Here is a 15,798-nt window from a genome sequence, read left to right on the forward strand (position 1 = left end):
CTCAGGACAGGCATAGTGCCTGCATGATCCGCGCCCCCGATCCCGAAGCCATCGCCGCCGCCAGGACCGCTTTGGCCGAGACCGACCCGGCCCTGTCGCGCGCCCATGCGACGACGCCCACGTTTGAATGGCGCCTGCGGCCCGGCGGGTTCGAGGGCCTGTTCCGCATGATCGTTGAGCAGCAGGTGTCGGTGGCCGCCGCCGCCTCCATCTGGCGACGTGTGGGCGAAGGGCTGGGAGAGATTACGCCGGAAGCGGTGCTGGCCCGGAACATCGAGACGCTGCGCACCTTCGGCCTGTCCGGCCAGAAGGCGAAATACGGCCAGGAGATCGCCCGCGCCCAGGCCGAGGGCCGCATCGATCTGGAGCACATGCAGACCCTTGGCGACGACGAGGCGATCGTCGCCCTGACCGCCGTCAAGGGCGTCGGCAAATGGACGGCCGAGACCTATCTGATGTTTTGCGAAGGCCGGCTTGATGTGTTCCCTGGCGGCGATGTGGCCTTGCAGGAAGCCATGCGCTGGGCCGATGCGGCCGAGGACCGTCCGAACGAGAAGGCGGCCTATGTGCGCGCCGAAATCTGGCGGCCCCATCGGGGTGTGGCGGCGCATCTGCTGTGGGCATGGTACGGCGGGGTCAAGCGCGGCGAGATCGTGCTGGAGGACGCCGCATGACCACCCGTTCGATCCTGGGCCTGACCCCGCCCGACCTGCCCATCGCCGAGATCGCGCCCCTGGCCGCGCTGGACCTCATTGGCGTGGCGGTGTTCGCCGCCACCGGCGCCCTGGCCGCCGCGCGCGACCGGCACGATCTGGTCACCATGACCTTCTTCGCCGCCGTCACGGGCGTGGGCGGCGGCACCCTGCGCGACCTGCTGATCGGGGCCCCGGTGTTCTGGGTGGTGGACTGGCGCTACATCGCCATGTGCATCGCCGCCAGCGTGGCGGTGTGGCTTCTGGGGGCGCGGCCCTGGCGGTTCCGCCTCTTGCTGTGGCTGGACGCCTTCGGGCTGGCGGCCTACGGCGTGATCGGCGCGGCCAAGGCGGAGGCCTGGGGCGCCACGCCCCTGATCTGCATCGTCATGGGGGCCCTGACCGCCTGTTTCGGGGGCGTGGTGCGGGACCTTCTGGCGGGCCAGCCCTCGGTGCTGCTGCGTCGCGAGATCGTGGTCTCGGCAGCCATCGCCGCGGCCACGACCTATGTGGCCCTCAAGGCGCTGGACGTGGGAAACTGGCCGGCCGCCGCCATCGCCACCACAATCGGCTTCGCCCTGCGCGCAGGGGCCCTGCGCTGGGGCTGGAGCCTGCCCGCTTTCCCGCCGGCGCCGCTGCGGCCCTGACGGGCGGTGTCGTGAAATGGGAGAAATGGTGGACGCGACAGGGATTGAACCTGTGACCCCCTCGATGTCAACGAGGTGCTCTCCCGCTGAGCTACGCGTCCGCCCTGACGTCCCCGGCGCATGCCCGGGGACGGGAAGGCGCGGTCTATAACCCGTGACCGACGCCGACCGCAAGTCTCAAACCGCAGTCGGAAGCGCGCCGTCGGACCTTTAACATCTTCATCCATGCCCAGGCTGCCTAGGGCCCCTCTTCCTCCGGAGCCGTTCCGTCCGGATCCGCAGCGGCGCCGTTGGGCACGCCGGTCAGGTCCGGTCCCGTGGGCGGCAGGGCGTAGGCCACCAGATAGTCGCCTTCCTTCGTCTCGAAACGGGCGTGGCCGGTCACGGTGATGGCGATGTACTGGCGACCCTGATGCTCATAGGCCATGGGGCCGGCCTGCGCGCCGGCAGGCAGACGCGCTTCCCACACCAGTCGGCCCGTGGCCGTCTCAAAGGCCCGCAGGAAGTTGTCCTGGGCCGCGGCGATAAAGGTCAGCCCTCCGGCGGTCACCAGCGGACCGCCGAGATTGGGCGTACCCATGGCGATCTTCAGGCGCGTGGGGATGCCAAGGGGTCCCATGTCATAGCCGGTGCCCAAGGGCCTGGACCACACCAGTTCGCCGGTATCGATATGGGTGGCGGCCACATAGCCCCAGGGGGGCGCCAGGCAGGGCACCCCCAGCGCCGACAGCCACATCGGCCGCGTGACGCCAAAGGGCGTGGAAGACTGGGGCGCGATCGCCTGATCCGGCCGCGTCCCGCCCGAGCCCGCTGACCGGTCCTGCACATCCTGACGCGGATGCATGTCCACGATGTTGGGCAGGCGCGAGTGGTTCGAAATCACCAGACGCCGCTCGGGATCGAACCCGAGGCCGCCCCAATTCATGCCGCCCACGGTCCCGGGCAGCAACACCATCCCCTTCTGGTCCAGGGTGGGCGGGGTGAAGGCGCCTTCGTAGCGGCGTTGATGGAACTCAATCCGGCACAAGGCGGCGTCGATGGGCGTCAGGCCCCAGAGGTGGCGCGCGTCGATACGCTCGGGCTCGGGGCCCGGAACGCCGCTGAGGTTCGGATAGAAGACCGAGCGGGGCTGCACCGGCGACAGCCGCTCGCCGGGCAACAGCCCCCCCTGGGGCGTCGGCCGCAGCTCGACGGGGCGCAGAGGTTCGCCGGTAAGCGCGTCCAGCACGAACAGATCGCCCGCCTTGGTGCCCTGCAGGATCGCCCGCCGGCTCTGGCCGTCGATCTCCAGGTCCAGCACCATGGGCTGGGCGCCCAGGTCGTAGTCCCACAGGTCGTGCAGAACCGTGGTGAAGACCCAGCGCGTCGCGCCCGTGGCCAGGTCGACCGCCACCACCGCCGCAGTGAAGCGATCCTCGGTCTCCGTGCGGTTGCCACCCCAGTGGTCGGCGCCCGGATTTCCGGTGCCGAGGAACGCCAGTCCCAACTCCTCGTCGGCAGAGATGACATTCCAGACGTTGGGGGTGCCGCGCGGATAGATGTCGTCGGGATCGAGGGCCGCCTGCGCGTCGGGACGCAGCGCGTCCCACGCCCAGCGCAGGTCGCCGGTCATGGCGTCATAGGCGCGCACCACGCCCGACGGGGCATCGCGCCGCTGATTGTCGCTCACCTGCTGACCGACCAGAAGAAGTCCGCCGGCGACGGTGGCCCCCGAGGTGTTGGAGGCGAAGCCGGGCTCGCGGAGCCCCATGCCCAGCGTCAGGTCCACGACCCCGTCCTGGCCGAAGCCGCGGCACACGTAGCCGCCCACCGCGTCCAGCGCGATCAACCGTCCATCGGCGGTCGCCACATAGACGCGCCTTTCACATCCGCCGCCCGTGCGCGATATGGCCGGCGTGACGCCCGGTACGGCGGGAATGCTCGGAATCGAGCCGCTCACGCCGTTGTCGAAATAGGCGACCGTCCGGCAGGCGACGCTGAACAGTTGCTCCATCGCCTCGGGCGGCGTCCCGGGGTCGTGACGCCAGCGGACATAGCCGGTCGTCGGATCCAGGGCGAAGACCTGGGCGCTGCTTGTGCAGGTGAACAGGCTGTCGCCGACCTTGATGGGCGTATTCTGCGAGGAATAGAAGATCCGGCCCGGAGCGGGGCTGGCGTCCCCGCTTCGGAAGGTCCAGGCCACCTCGAGTTCGCCGACGTTTCCGGCATGCACCTGACTCAGGCCGGAGTATCGTCTTCCCCCCGCCGTGCCGCCGAAATGGGTCCATTCTTCCGCTGAATCACCGGCGACGTCTGCGCGTGCAGACGCCTGCACAAGGCCGGAAGGGTCTTCGGTTCGTTCCCAGAATCCCAGGATCAGCCCGACCGCGATCACCGCCGCGCCCCCGACGCCCGCCAGCGCCGCCAGACTTCCGCGACTGCGGATCGAGGTGCGCCAGAACAGGTACGAAAGGGCGGTCGCGCCGACCAACCCGGCGATCACCCCGACACGGCCTGCAAGGTCCAGCCCCCACGCCGGAAGCCAGCCCTTGCTCCCGACCTCGATCAGCGCCCAGATCACGGTGATGAACAGCGCCAGCGCCATGGCGCCCAGTCCCGCCAGGGGGCGCCCCAGGAAGGGCAGAACGCCCCCGGCCACGAGGAGCAGGCCCGCGCCGAGGTAATAGGGCGTTCCGCCCAGGACCAGCAACCAGCCCCCCAGCACAGCCATGGCGAGGCCCATCAGCGCTACCAGGGCAGCGAAGATCAGATAAACCCATCGCCACGCTGTGTGGCCCCGGTGCGAGTCCGTCATTGTCCGCCCTCCCTTGAACCAGCGCCTGGCGCACGCCTCCGAGCGCGCTGCCGTCTGATGCCGTTCAACACGCAACGCGCTAGCTTGGCCGGAGTTCAGGGAAATCCGGAAGGCGGCCCGGCGCAAGCGGCGCCCTCGCTCGGGGAAGCCGGATCACCCGAAGGGGAGAAAGGCGGCGCCGGGCGCGGCCCTGGTCTTCACGCTGCGACCATGCGCTCCACTTCGGCGACCAGATCGCGCAGGTGGACGGGCTTGGACAAGACCTTGGCCTGGGGGGCGGACTGGGCCGCTGTCAGGGCTACGGCGGCGAAACCGGTGATGAACATGATCCGCAGGCCCGGCTGGCGGGCGGCGGCGATACGGGCCACCTCGATGCCGTCGGCGCCGGGCATGACAATGTCGGTGAGCAGCAGGTCCCAGGGACCGTCTTCAAGCGCGTCCACGGCGTCGTCGCCGTTCTCGCACGCCGTGACCTGATGCCCCGCCCGTTCAAGGGCGCGGGTCAGGAACCCGCGCAGGGAGCCGTCGTCTTCCGCAAGAAGGATTCGCGCCATGGATGCCGCCCCGTTGTTCCTGACCGAACCTAGAACCGGGACGGTAAACCGCCCATGAAGGCCGGGGAGTCATCCACAGGCGTGTGAAATGCGGTATGGCTTGGCCATGGCGCCGCCCCCCGTGTTCACACTCGATCCTGCTGACGCCTTGGACGCGGCGCAGGCGCCCGCGTCGCCGCTGGTGTTCGCCTCGCCCCACTCGGGCGATGTGTATCCGGACGACCTGGGCGCGCGCTCCGGTCTTGCGGCCCTGTCGCTGCGCAGCGCGGAAGACGCGCTGGTGAACCGGCTGGTCGCCCCGAACCCGGAACAGGGCGTTCCCCTGATCGCCGCGCGGCTGGGCCGGGCCTATGTGGATCTGAACCGAGACCCCGGGGAGCTGGACCCCCAGGTGGTCGAGAGCGGCGGGGTGGCCTCCCCACGGGTGGTCGCAGGGTTCGGAGTCATTCCGCGCCTGACAGGCGACGGTCAGACGATCCGGGACCACGCCCTGACCCATGAGGAGGCTCTGGCCCGCCTGGCGTGGGCGCACCGGCCCTATCACGAAGCGCTGGAGCGCCTGATGCACAGGGCCCGGGATCGGTTCGGGTTCGCTGTTCTGGTGGACTGGCACTCCATGCCTTCCCGCGCCGTGGGCCGACCGGCGGGAGTGCGCGGGCCTGATGTGGTGCTGGGGGACCGACATGGCTCCGCCTGCTCTGCGGAGGTGACGCGTCTGCTGCGGGGATTGTTCGAGCGGCCGGGTTGGCGGGTGGCGCTCAACCGGCCCTATGCGGGCGGTTGGTCCACACAACTCTGGGGGCGACCGGCGGAAGGATTTCACGCTGTGCAGGTGGAACTGAACCGGGCGCTGTACCTGGATGAGGAGACGCTGGAACCGGGCCCCCACTTCGCCATGACGCAAAAGGTCATAGGGCGGGTCACAGTCGCCATGGCGGCCTATGACTGGTCCGGACTGCGGCCCCACGCACAGGCTGCGGAGTAGAAAGCCGGGCAAAAAAAACCGCGCCCGGAGGCGCGGTTTGAAAGTCTATAGGGAGGAAACGCCCAGGAAGGGCAAGACGCTCGAAAGCGTCAAAATGAAGCTACGTTGCGATGCACAATCCGTCAAGCGGCTATTTCGCACTTGCGATCACATGCCGTAACAGAAAACCGTTTCCACGACGGGACGGCCAAGCGTCGCTATTTCGCGGATGCGAGATTATTGACCCTCCGTCAACATGGCCCGGGCCTTTCGGATCGCGCGGGCGGCGGGCGAGCCCTTCTGGCGCCAGAGCAGCAGGCTGAAGGCCGCCGCCACCCCCAGCGCCAGCCATAATGGACCGAACAGCCAGGCCGTCGCCGCCAGGGCGAAGTAGTAGGCCCGCACGCCGCTGTTGAAGGCGACCATGGCGGGGTTCAGCAAGGCCCCGGCAGCCCTGGCGTAGGCGCCACGGTCCAGGGTGGTCTCACCCTCCGGGGTCGCGCCGATCAAGGCCAGGGTGTAGTTCATCTGGCGGATCGACCAGATGAAATCCAGCAGTCCCCGCGCCAGACACAGGGTGATCAACCCCAGCTTGCCTTCCAGCAACTCCAGGGAGGCGGTCTCCGCCCCGCCGATGTCGGCGCCCACGGCGGCCACGCCCCTCAGCGCCGCCTCCCCCCCGAACAGCACCCCCGCCACCGCCGCGATCAGCAGCAGATTGGCCGAGGCGAAGAAGGAGGCGGAGTTGATGGAATGGCCCATCAGCTGGCTGTCCACGAGACGCAGCTCACGCACCGCCATCTGGTTCATCCACCCCTGGCGCACGGTGAGCATGTCGTCGTTGAGCACGCTGCCCTTGCCGGCCAGCAGGTGAAGCAGCGGGCCGTAGCCCAGCCAGCAGACGAAGAAGAGCGCCAGCGCCCCCCAGTCCCAGTGTGTCATGGCCGGATCCTCTTTTCGCGAACGCATCCCATGCTGCGATGCAACGCTCATATTGTGCAAGAGCATGGTCGTTTCCGCCGGAACCGCACGCGGTTCCGGCGGAAACGTGAATCATGCTCTCGCATTAATCTGGAGCCTGAATCACGGCTTCAGCGGAATCGCGAAGCGATTCCACTTCAACCGATCAGGCTCTAGGCGCTTGCGGCGCGGACGGGCGGAGCTTATCACGCCGCCCTCCCCGAGTTTCGCCTGAAGCCCACGAAAGAGACCGTCATGAAGCTGGACGCCGTTCCCGTCGGACCCAACCCGCCTTGGGACATCAACGTCGTCATCGAGATCCCGCAGGGCGGTCTGCCTGTGAAGTATGAGATGGACAAGGCCTCCGGCGCCCTGTTCGTCGACCGCTTCCTGCACACCGCCATGTATTATCCCGGCAACTACGGCTTCGTGCCGCACACCCTGTCGGACGATGGCGATCCCTGCGATGTGCTGGTGATCAACCCGACCCCGGTGGTTCCCGGCTGCGTCATCCGCGCCCGGCCAATCGGCGCCCTGATGATGACGGACGAGGCGGGCGGGGATGAAAAAATCCTGGCCGTTCCGGTGGACAAGCTGAACCCGTTCTACTCGGACGTGGCCAGCTATCGCCAGCTGCCCTCCATCCTGATCGAGCAGATCGAGCACTTCTTCACCCGCTACAAGGATCTGGAGAAGGGCAAGACGGTCAAGGTTCACCGCTGGGCTGATGCGTCCGAGGCCGCCGAACTGATCCGTCAGGGCATGGAAGCGCACAACGCCAAGAAATAGGCTCTTGCGCGTTCCACTGTAACACCGTAGTGAAACGGGCATGGCCTATCAGGACGTGCCCAGGGACAAGGACGCCCGGACCGCGCTTTTCGACGCGATCCTGAGCCTCCGCACGCGCGAGGAAGTGGAAGCCTTCCTCGCGGATCTCTGCACGCCCTCCGAAATCCGCGCCTTCGCCGAACGGTGGGAGGTTGCGCGCCTGCTGGACGCGGGCGGCAAGTCCTATCGCGAGATCGCCGAACAGGCCCACGCCAGCCCCACCACCGTGGTGCGGGTGGCCCGCTTCCTCAGGGAAATGCCCCACCAGGGCTACCGGCTGGTGCTCGACCGCATCAAGCGCCCCCGACACTAAGGTAAAATCACATGAGTACTGCATCCGGGCGACTGCGCATCGCGGTCCAGAAATCCGGCCGTCTGGCCGACCGTTCTCTCGAGCTGATCCGCGACGCGGGCCTGCGCGTCATGAAGGGCGCAAACGATCTGCTGTACCGGGTGGAGAACCACCCCATCGATCTGCTGCGCGTGCGCGACGACGACATCCCCACCTTCGTGGCGGACGGGGTCTGCGACCTGGGCGTGGTGGGGCTGAACGTGCTGGAGGAGCAGAAAAACGGGGGGCCGAACGCCGAGATCATCATGCCCCTGGGCTTCGGCCGCTGCGAGCTGAAACTGGCCGTGCCGCCGACACTGGAGTACGCCGGGCCCGCCTCGCTGCAGGGCAAGCGCGTGGCGACTTCCTATCCCAACATCCTGCGCCGGTTTCTGGCCGAACAAGGTGTCACGGCCGACATCATCACCATGCGCGGAGCCGTCGAGGTAGCGCCGCGGCTCAAACTGGCCCACGCCATCTGCGATCTGGTGTCCACCGGCGCGACGCTGGAGGCCAACGGCTTGCTGGCCCGTGAAAGCGTGCTGAAGTCCGAAGCCGTGCTGATCCGCTCGCCCCGGGCGCCCGAACCGGAGCTGGCGGGCCTGCTGGAAAGCATCGTCGAGCGGATCTCCGGCGTGGTGGCGTCCCAGGGCGCCAAATACGTCATGCTGAACGCCCCGCGCTCGGCCCTGGCCGAGATCACCGCCATCCTGCCTGGCGCGGGCGCCCCCACCGTCACTCCGCTGGCGGGCCGCGACGACGCCGTGGCCGTCCACGCCGTATGTCAGGAGTCCGTGTTCTGGGAGACGCTGGAGAAGCTGAAGGCCGCCGGCGCCTCGGCCATTCTGGTCCTGCCCATCGAGAAGATGATGTGATGCGCACCCTCGACTGGTCATCCCTGGACGAGGCCGGGCGGCGCGCCGCCCTGGCGCGTCCCGCGCGACGGACGGACGCCGCCGTCAGCGACGCCGTGCGCCGCATCTTCGACGACATTCAGGATCGCGGCGAGGCGGCCCTGAACGACTGGTGCGTCAAGCTGGATGGCGCCCCGCCCCGGCGTGTGGCCATCACGCCCGAAGCCGTCGCAGAGGCCCGCGCCGCCGTGACGCCCGAGGACGAGGCCGCGCTCAAGACCGCCGCCGACAACGTGCGCCGCTTCCACGAGGCGACGAAACCCGCCGACAGCGACTGGATCGAGACCACGCCGGGCGTCCGGTCGCGCCGCGTCTGGCGGCCCATCGAGGCGGCGGGGCTGTATGTGCCCGCCGGCACCGCGCCCCTGTTCTCGACCCTGCTGATGCTGGCCATTCCTGCTGCGGTGGCGGGCGTGCCGGTGCGCGCCGCCGTGACGCCGCCGGGCCCGACCGGGCAGCCGCACCCCATGATGATCCTGGCCGCCGATCTGGCTGGACTGGATGCGCTGTGGATCGTCGGCGGGGCCCAGGCCATCGCCGCCCTGACCTTCGGCGTGGGGGGACTGCCCAGGGCCGACAAGCTGTTCGGCCCCGGCAACGCCTATGTGGCCGAGGCCAAGAAGCAGGCTGCGGCCCTCCCCGGCGGCCCGGGTCTGGACATGCCCGCCGGTCCGTCCGAGCTGATGGTCATCGCCGACCGGCAGACCAATCCGACCATCGCCGCCGCCGACCTGCTCAGCCAGGCCGAACACGACGCGGACGCCCAGGTGATCCTGGTCAGCGATGACGACAAGCGCATCGACTACATCCTCGAGGAAATCGACAAGCAGCTGGCCGACCTGCCCCGCGCCGCCATCGCCCGAGCCTCCCTGAACGAGGGCCGGGTCATCCGGGTGCGCGACACGGCCGAGGCCGCCGAGGTCGCCAACCTGTACGGGCCCGAGCACCTGTCCATCCAGACCACCGACGCGGACGCACTGGTCGATCGCATCACCGCCGCCGGGGCCGTGTTCGTGGGCACATACGCCGCCGAGACCCTGGGCGACTACGCCGCCGGGCCCAGCCACGTGCTGCCCACCGATGGCGCCGCACGGGCGTTCTCGGGCGTCTCCACCGGCGCCTTCATGACCGCCATGTCGGTGCAGCAGGTCAGCCGGGACGGCGCCCGCGTACTCGGCCCAGTCGCCGCCCGTCTGGCCCGGCTGGAGGGTCTGGAGGCCCACGCCCGCGCCGCCGATCTGAGGAGCGCCCTATGAGCCTTCCCGCCCCCTTCCCGCCGCTGGTCACAGGCGGTGACGGACTGGACCGCTATCCGGTCGACGCCGACGCCCTCGCCGCGCGGCTGGCCCGGATCTATGGCGTGCCCGCCGAGCGTGTCCTGCCGGTGCGCGGCGTCACCCACGGGTTGGAGCTGGTCTGGCGCATCGCTGCGAAAGACGGCGCCTCTGTGCAGGCGCCGGACGCCGAGCCCTATGCGCAGCTGGCCGCCATCTATGGCCGCGACGGCGACACCGCCGCCATGGTCGTGCGCGCGCTCGGTTCTGCGGAGGCGGGGGCTGAAATGGCCGCGCGCACCGCGCCCGCCCTGCTGGTCGTCGACGAGGGCCTGATCGAGTTCGCGCCGTTCGAGTCCGCCGCCGCCCTGACGGCCGAGCACCCCAATCTGGTCGTGCTGCGCAGCCTGTCGCTGGCCTACGGGCTGGCCGGCGCCCGCGTCGGCGCGACCATCGCGGCGCCGGAGACCCTGGCCCGGCTGGCGGCGATGCTGGAGCCCTACGCCCTGCCCGCGCCGCTGGTGCGGCTGGCCATGCAGGCGCTGGACCCCTCGCGCATGATCGAGACCGCCCAGCGCATCGACGCGGTAAAGGTCGAGCGCGCCCGCATGGTCCGTGAGCTGGAGCGGGTCACCGTCATCGAGCCCGGCTTCGGTCCCGTGATCATCGTCCGTCCCGACGACATCCCCGCCGTCCGCGCCGCGCTGGACGCCTACGGGATCGCCTCGGCCCCGGCGGGCGAGCGGCTGCGCCTGCCGGTCTCCATCAAGCCGGAGGTCAATGACCGGCTGCTGGCCGCCTTCGGCCTCAACCCGCCCCGCGCCCGCCCCGTCCGGCGGGGCGAGGCGGTGCGCGATACGAAAGAGACGCGCATCGTCTGCGCCGTCGATCTGGACGCCGCCGCGCCCGTGGCCATCGAGACCGGCGTCGGCTTCTTCGACCACATGATCGAGCAGGTGGCGGCCCACGGCGGCTTCTCGATCCGCCTGTCGTGCGCGGGCGATCTGCACATCGACCCGCACCACACCATCGAGGACTCCGCCATCGCCCTTGGTCAGGCCCTGAAACAGGCGCTCGGCGAACGGCGCGGCATCGGCCGCTATGGCTTCGTCCTGCCCATGGACGAGGCGGAGGCCAAGGTCTCCATCGATCTGTCGGGCCGTCCCTACAGCGTGTTCGAGGGCGCGTTCGCCACTCCCTTCATCGGCGAGTACCGCACCGACCTGACCGAGCACGTCTTCCGCTCGCTGGCCGAGCATCTGGGGGCGGCGATCCACGTCTCGGTGACGGGCGAGGACGACCACCACATGACCGAGGCCTGCTTCAAGGCTCTGGGCCGCGCCCTGCGGCAGGCCATCCGCGTGGAGGGCGATGCGGTGCCCTCCACCAAGGGGGTGCTGTGACCGTCGCCATCATCGCCTATGGCGCGGGCAACACGGCCTCGGTCCAGTTCGCGCTGGAACGGCTGGGCGCCGACGCGCGCGTCACCTCGGACCCGGCCGAGATCGCCGGGGCCGAGCGGGTGATCCTGCCCGGCGTGGGCGCCGCCGCCTACGCCATGGGCCGGCTGGACGCCCTGGGCCTGACCCCGGTGATCCGCGCCTTCGAGCGCCCTTTGATGGGCGTGTGTCTGGGCCAGCAGCTGCTGTTCGAACGCAGCGACGAGGGCGCGGGGGCCGACCTGCTGGGCTTCATCCCCGGCGTGGTCGCCCGGCTCGATCCCGGCCCGTCCCTGCCCGTGCCGCACATGGGCTGGAGCGCGCTGAGCATCGACCGGGACGATCCCATGCTTGAGGGCGTCGCGCCCGGCGACCACGCCTATTTCGTCCATTCCTTCCTGTGTCCCGACGGCGAAGCGACCCTGGCCCGCGCCGACTACGGCGGGCCGGTCCCGGCGGTGGTGCGGGCGGGCAACCGCTGGGGCTGCCAGTTCCACCCGGAACGCTCCGCCGCCCCCGGCGCCCGCATCCTGAAGAATTTCCTGGAGCTGCCCGCGTGATCCTGTACCCCGCCATCGATCTCAAGGACGGCGTCTGCGTCCGGCTGATGCACGGCCGTTTCGACGCGGTGACCCGCTATGAAGACGTCCCCGCCGCGCGGCTGGTGTCGTTCGTGGGCGAGGGCGCGGCCTGGGTGCACGTGGTCGATCTGGACGGCGCCGAGGCCGGCGCCGCGCGCCAGCACGCCTTGATCGGCGAAATGGCCGGTTCGGTCGATGTGAAGGTCCAGAGCGGCGGCGGCGTGCGATCCATCGACGACGTGCGCCTGCTGCTGGAGGCCGGGGTCGCCCGGGTGGTGATCGGCAGCCTCGCCGTCACCGCGCCCGAAACGGTCGCCGCCTGGCTGGCCGACTTCGGCCCCGAGCGCATCACCCTGGCCCTCGACGTGAAGCTGGAGGACGGCCTGCCCGTCCCGGCCCTCAAGGGCTGGACCCAGCGCGCGGGCGTGGACCTGTGGGCCGCCCTGTCCGCCTATGCGCCCGGGGCGCTGAACCACATCCTCGTCACCGACGTGGGCCGCGACGGCGCCCTGACGGGGCCCAATCTGGAGCTTCTGGCCGAGGTCAAGCAGCGCCGCCCCGAGCTTCAGCTGCAGGCCTCCGGCGGGGTCTCCTCGCTGGAGGATCTGGCGGCCCTCAAGGCCATCGGCTGCGACGGCGCCATCATCGGCCGGGCCCTGTACGAAGGCCGCTTCACCCTGTCCGACGCGCTGGAGGCGGTGCGATGACCGCGCGACGCATCATCCCCTGTCTGGACGTGAAGGACGGCCGGGTGGTCAAGGGCGTGCGCTTCGTCGGCCACACCGACATGGGCGACGCCGCCGAACTGGCCGCCCGCTACCGCGACGAGGGCGCCGACGAGCTGGTGTTCTACGACATCACCGCCTCGCCGCAGGGCCGCACCCTGGACTACGGCTGGGTGCGCGACATCGCCCGGCTGCTGGACATTCCCTTCTGCGTGGCCGGCGGCATCCGCTCGGTGGATCAGGCTGCCCGCTGCCTCGACAACGGTGCGGACAAGGTCTCCATCAACTCCCCCGCCCTGGAGCGCCCGGAACTGATCGCCGAAATGGCCGAACGTCTGGGCGGCCAGTGCGTGGTGGTGGGCGTGGACAGCCAGTTTCAGGACGGCGATTGGCGCGTGCACAAATACACCGGCGACCCGGACGCCCGGCGCGGCGCCGACCGCCTGACCCTGGACTGGATCACCGAGGCGCAGGGCCTCGGCGCCGGAGAGATCGTACTGAACTGCATCGATCAGGACGGGGTGCGCAACGGCTATGACGTGGTCCAGTTGAAGGCCGCGCGCGAGCGGCTGACCATCCCTCTGGTGGCCTCCGGCGGCGCCGGCTCGCCCGATCATTTTCGGCAGGTTTTCGCCGAGGCGGACGTCTCGGGGGCCCTGGCCGCCAGCGTCTTCCACTCCGGCGCCATCCGCATTCCCGACCTGAAGCGGACCCTGGACAGCGACGGCATAGAGGTGCGGCTATGAACCCCGACGAGATCGATTTCGAAAAGGGCGGCGGGCTGATCGCGGCGGTGGTGCAGGACGCCGCCACCCTGCAGGTGCTGATGCTGGCCTTTATGGACCGGGCGGCGCTGGACGAGACTCTGGACAGCGGCGAGGCCACCTTCTTTTCCCGCTCGCGCGGCGGACGGTGGAGGAAGGGCGAGACCTCCGGCGACCGGCTCAAGGTGATCTCGGTCACCCCCGACTGCGACAGCGACGCGGTGCTGGTGCGGGTCGAGCCGGTGGGCAACGCCTGCCACCTGAACCGGGTCAGCTGCTTCGGCGACGAGGACGCCCCGGGCCTTGGCCGTCTGGCCCGGCTGGAGCAGACCATCGCCGCCCGTGCGACCGCCGATCCGTCCGAAAGCTGGACCGCCAAGCTGCTGGCGTCCGGCCCCAAGCGCATCGCCCAGAAGGTGGGCGAGGAGGGCGTCGAGACCGCGCTGGCCGGGGCCGCCGGCGACGAGGCCGAACTGGCCAGCGAAGCCGCCGACCTGATCTATCACCTGCTGGTGTTGCTCAAGGCCCGCGGCCTGTCGCTTCAGGACGTTCTGGACGTGCTGGAGAGCCGGGCCAGAGCCTGATCAGTTGAGGTGGAATCGCTTCGCGATTCCGCCGATGCCGTGAATCAGGCTCTCGCTTTAAACTGGACCGAAATCCAAGCCCGGTCGGACCGCGTCCAACTGGGCCGATTTCGGTCTAGCGCCCGCCCTCGCCTGCGCCGCGCGGAACGGGCGTCCAGTTGCGCACGAACGCTTCCAGCAGGCGCACCGAATAGCCCACCGATGCGCCTGAGCCGTCCCAGGCCACGCCCGCGATGTCCAGATGCGCCCACGGTGTTTCAGGGTTCACAAAGCGGCTGATGAAATAGGCCCCCGTGCCGGCGCCTGGGCCGCCGGTTCCGCTGTTGCGCAGGTCTGCGACGTTGGACGACATCGCCTCGGCGTAGCTGGGGTGAAGCGGCAGGCGCCAGAGGGGCTCGCCCGACGCCTGACCCGCCGCCGTCAGTTGGTCGGCCAGGGCGTCGTGGCGGCTGAAAAGGCCCGCGTAATCCCGGCCGAGCGCCCCGCCGACGGCCCCGGTCAGGGTCGCCACATCCACGATGGCGGCGGGATTCAGGCGCGCTTCGGCGTAGGACAGGGCGTCCGCGAGCACCATGCGGCCTTCTGCGTCCGTATTGGTGACCTCGATGGCCAAGCCGTTCATGGCGGTGACCACGTCGCTGGGCCGGGTGGCGTTGGGTCCGGGCATGTTTTCCGCCAGGGCGGCGATGGCCACCACGTGCACCGGCGCCCCTTGCTGGGCCAGGGCCAGAGTCGCGCCCATGACGCTGGCGGCGCCGGACATGTCCATCTTCATGGCGCCCATGCCGCCGCCGGTCTTCAGGTTCAGACCACCGGAATCGAAGGTGATGCCCTTGCCTGCCAGCACGATGGGCTGGTCCGCCGAGCCGGCGCCGCGATAGCGGACGATCATCATGCGCGGCGGCCGCTCAGATCCCTGCCCGACCGAAATGATGGCGCCCATGCCCAGTTGTTCCATCTGGCGCTCGTCCAGCACCTCGATCTGGACACCGCGAACCCCGGCGAAGGCGGCGCGGGTCCGCTCAACAAAGGTCTCGGGATAGATGATGTTCGGGGGCTCGTTGGACAGGTCCCGCGCCAGCGCCATGCCGTTGATCACGCCCATGCCCTGGGCCTCAAAGACTGTTTGGGCCGCCGGGGCGATGAAGGTCAGGGCCGAGGGCTCGGTGCGTTCCGCGCTGCGGCGGCCATAGCCGGCGAAACGATAGGCGGACACGCCCGCGCCCGTGGCCACACGCGCGGTCACGGCCGGATCAAGACCCTCGGCCATGATCGACACCGGGCCGGTCTCGCCCGACAGGGCGCGGGCCAGGGTGGCGCCCAGGGTGAATTGGTCCGCCTCGCTGATGTCGCTCGGAGCGCCCACCACCACGATCTGGCTCCAGTCGCCGATGCCCCGCAGGGTCAGGCTGTCGCGGACGCCATAGCCGAAGGACGCCGACGTCAGCGCCCGGGTCACGGCCGCACGCTCCGCGTCACCCAGCGCCGCACCGCGCTGCGCCAGATCGCCCTCGGCGCCCAGCAGCAGCACCAGCCCGCCCTGATCGGCCGGCTGGGCGGCGAAGGCGATGGGCCGTTCGGCCTGGGCGGCGGGCACGGCCACCACGAGGCTGGCCAGGGCGGTGAAGACGGCGAGACGGCGCATGAGAACTCCCGGAGCTATACTGTAACAGCGGCCCACTATGGGCGGGGCGGTCTGCGGTCGCAAGCACGCCGCGGGCGCTTTCGAAGACGTGGCAATTTTTCA

General features: G+C 69.8%; 16 protein-coding genes and 1 tRNA gene. 12 read left to right on the forward strand and 5 right to left on the reverse strand.

Annotated elements, in window-relative coordinates; translation table 11 throughout:
* Positions 1-23: 23 nt before the first annotated feature.
* On the forward strand, positions 24-674 hold the full coding sequence (locus tag ACK4FB_RS03850) for a DNA-3-methyladenine glycosylase family protein (protein ID WP_409748018.1): 651 nt from the start codon (positions 24-26) through the stop codon (positions 672-674).
* Positions 671-1,339 (forward strand): trimeric intracellular cation channel family protein, encoded by a 669-nt coding sequence (locus ACK4FB_RS03855; RefSeq protein WP_409748020.1) that lies wholly within the window; start codon positions 671-673, stop codon positions 1,337-1,339. The genes ACK4FB_RS03850 and ACK4FB_RS03855 overlap by 4 nt, the downstream gene beginning before the upstream one ends.
* 26 nt (positions 1,340-1,365) lie before the next feature.
* On the opposite strand, the gene ACK4FB_RS03860 is transcribed toward ACK4FB_RS03855, so the two are convergent.
* The 3 genes from ACK4FB_RS03860 to cpdR form a co-directional block, all read right to left on the reverse strand.
* Positions 1,366-1,440 (reverse strand) — tRNA-Val (locus tag ACK4FB_RS03860).
* 137 nt (positions 1,441-1,577) lie between these two features.
* Entirely contained in the window at positions 1,578-4,133 is a 2,556-nt protein-coding gene (locus ACK4FB_RS03865; protein ID WP_409748021.1) for a PQQ-binding-like beta-propeller repeat protein, read from the reverse strand.
* Between the two features lie 197 nt (positions 4,134-4,330).
* Complete coding sequence (cpdR, locus tag ACK4FB_RS03870) at positions 4,331-4,687, reverse strand: cell cycle two-component system response regulator CpdR (RefSeq protein ID WP_409748023.1); 357 nt, start codon at positions 4,685-4,687, stop codon at positions 4,331-4,333.
* Between the two features lie 106 nt (positions 4,688-4,793).
* On the opposite strand from cpdR, the gene ACK4FB_RS03875 reads away from it, so the two are divergent.
* Positions 4,794-5,672, forward strand: a complete 879-nt coding sequence (locus ACK4FB_RS03875) for an N-formylglutamate amidohydrolase (protein WP_409748025.1) — start codon at positions 4,794-4,796, stop codon at positions 5,670-5,672.
* Between the two features lie 216 nt (positions 5,673-5,888).
* Here the strand turns inward: ACK4FB_RS03875 and ACK4FB_RS03880 are convergent, their stop codons facing one another.
* A complete protein-coding gene (locus ACK4FB_RS03880; protein WP_409748027.1) occupies positions 5,889-6,593 on the reverse strand; it encodes a DUF599 domain-containing protein in 705 nt (234 codons plus the stop codon).
* 273 nt (positions 6,594-6,866) lie between these two features.
* Here ACK4FB_RS03880 and ppa point away from each other — a divergent pair, with 273 nt between their 5' ends.
* The 9 genes from ppa to hisIE are packed head-to-tail and all read left to right on the forward strand — an operon-like array spanning position 6,867 to position 14,051.
* Positions 6,867-7,400, forward strand: a complete 534-nt coding sequence (gene ppa / locus ACK4FB_RS03885; RefSeq protein WP_409748029.1) for an inorganic diphosphatase — start codon at positions 6,867-6,869, stop codon at positions 7,398-7,400.
* 40 nt (positions 7,401-7,440) lie between these two features.
* Entirely contained in the window at positions 7,441-7,752 is a 312-nt protein-coding gene (locus ACK4FB_RS03890; RefSeq protein WP_409748031.1) for a YerC/YecD family TrpR-related protein, read from the forward strand.
* 11 nt (positions 7,753-7,763) lie between these two features.
* Positions 7,764-8,645 (forward strand): ATP phosphoribosyltransferase, encoded by an 882-nt coding sequence (gene hisG / locus ACK4FB_RS03895; protein WP_409748032.1) that lies wholly within the window; start codon positions 7,764-7,766, stop codon positions 8,643-8,645.
* The gene (gene hisD / locus ACK4FB_RS03900) at positions 8,645-9,940 is read left to right on the forward strand and encodes a histidinol dehydrogenase (protein WP_409748034.1); all 1,296 of its coding nucleotides are present in this window, start codon (positions 8,645-8,647) and stop codon (positions 9,938-9,940) included. Before hisG ends, hisD begins: the two co-directional genes overlap by 1 nt.
* Entirely contained in the window at positions 9,937-11,361 is a 1,425-nt protein-coding gene (gene hisB, locus ACK4FB_RS03905) for an imidazoleglycerol-phosphate dehydratase HisB (RefSeq protein WP_409748036.1), read from the forward strand. Before hisD ends, hisB begins: the two co-directional genes overlap by 4 nt.
* Positions 11,358-11,957, forward strand: coding sequence for an imidazole glycerol phosphate synthase subunit HisH (gene hisH, locus ACK4FB_RS03910; RefSeq protein WP_409748038.1), 600 nt, complete (start codon positions 11,358-11,360; stop codon positions 11,955-11,957). The genes hisB and hisH overlap by 4 nt, the downstream gene beginning before the upstream one ends.
* Entirely contained in the window at positions 11,954-12,685 is a 732-nt protein-coding gene (gene hisA / locus ACK4FB_RS03915; protein WP_409748040.1) for a 1-(5-phosphoribosyl)-5-[(5-phosphoribosylamino)methylideneamino]imidazole-4-carboxamide isomerase, read from the forward strand. Before hisH ends, hisA begins: the two co-directional genes overlap by 4 nt.
* Positions 12,682-13,449 carry an imidazole glycerol phosphate synthase subunit HisF gene (gene hisF / locus ACK4FB_RS03920; protein WP_409748042.1) on the forward strand — a complete coding sequence of 256 codons (768 nt, stop codon included), beginning with the start codon at positions 12,682-12,684 and terminating at the stop codon, positions 13,447-13,449. Before hisA ends, hisF begins: the two co-directional genes overlap by 4 nt.
* Entirely contained in the window at positions 13,446-14,051 is a 606-nt protein-coding gene (gene hisIE, locus ACK4FB_RS03925) for a bifunctional phosphoribosyl-AMP cyclohydrolase/phosphoribosyl-ATP diphosphatase HisIE (RefSeq protein WP_409748044.1), read from the forward strand. Before hisF ends, hisIE begins: the two co-directional genes overlap by 4 nt.
* Positions 14,052-14,166: 115 nt before the next feature.
* Here hisIE and ACK4FB_RS03930 read toward each other — a convergent pair whose 3' ends face one another.
* A complete protein-coding gene (locus ACK4FB_RS03930; protein WP_409748046.1) occupies positions 14,167-15,696 on the reverse strand; it encodes a leucyl aminopeptidase family protein in 1,530 nt (509 codons plus the stop codon).
* Positions 15,697-15,798: the final 102 nt, after the last annotated feature.

It is taken from the genome of Brevundimonas sp., from assembly GCF_046299535.1.
Lineage (GTDB): Bacteria > Pseudomonadota > Alphaproteobacteria > Caulobacterales > Caulobacteraceae > Brevundimonas.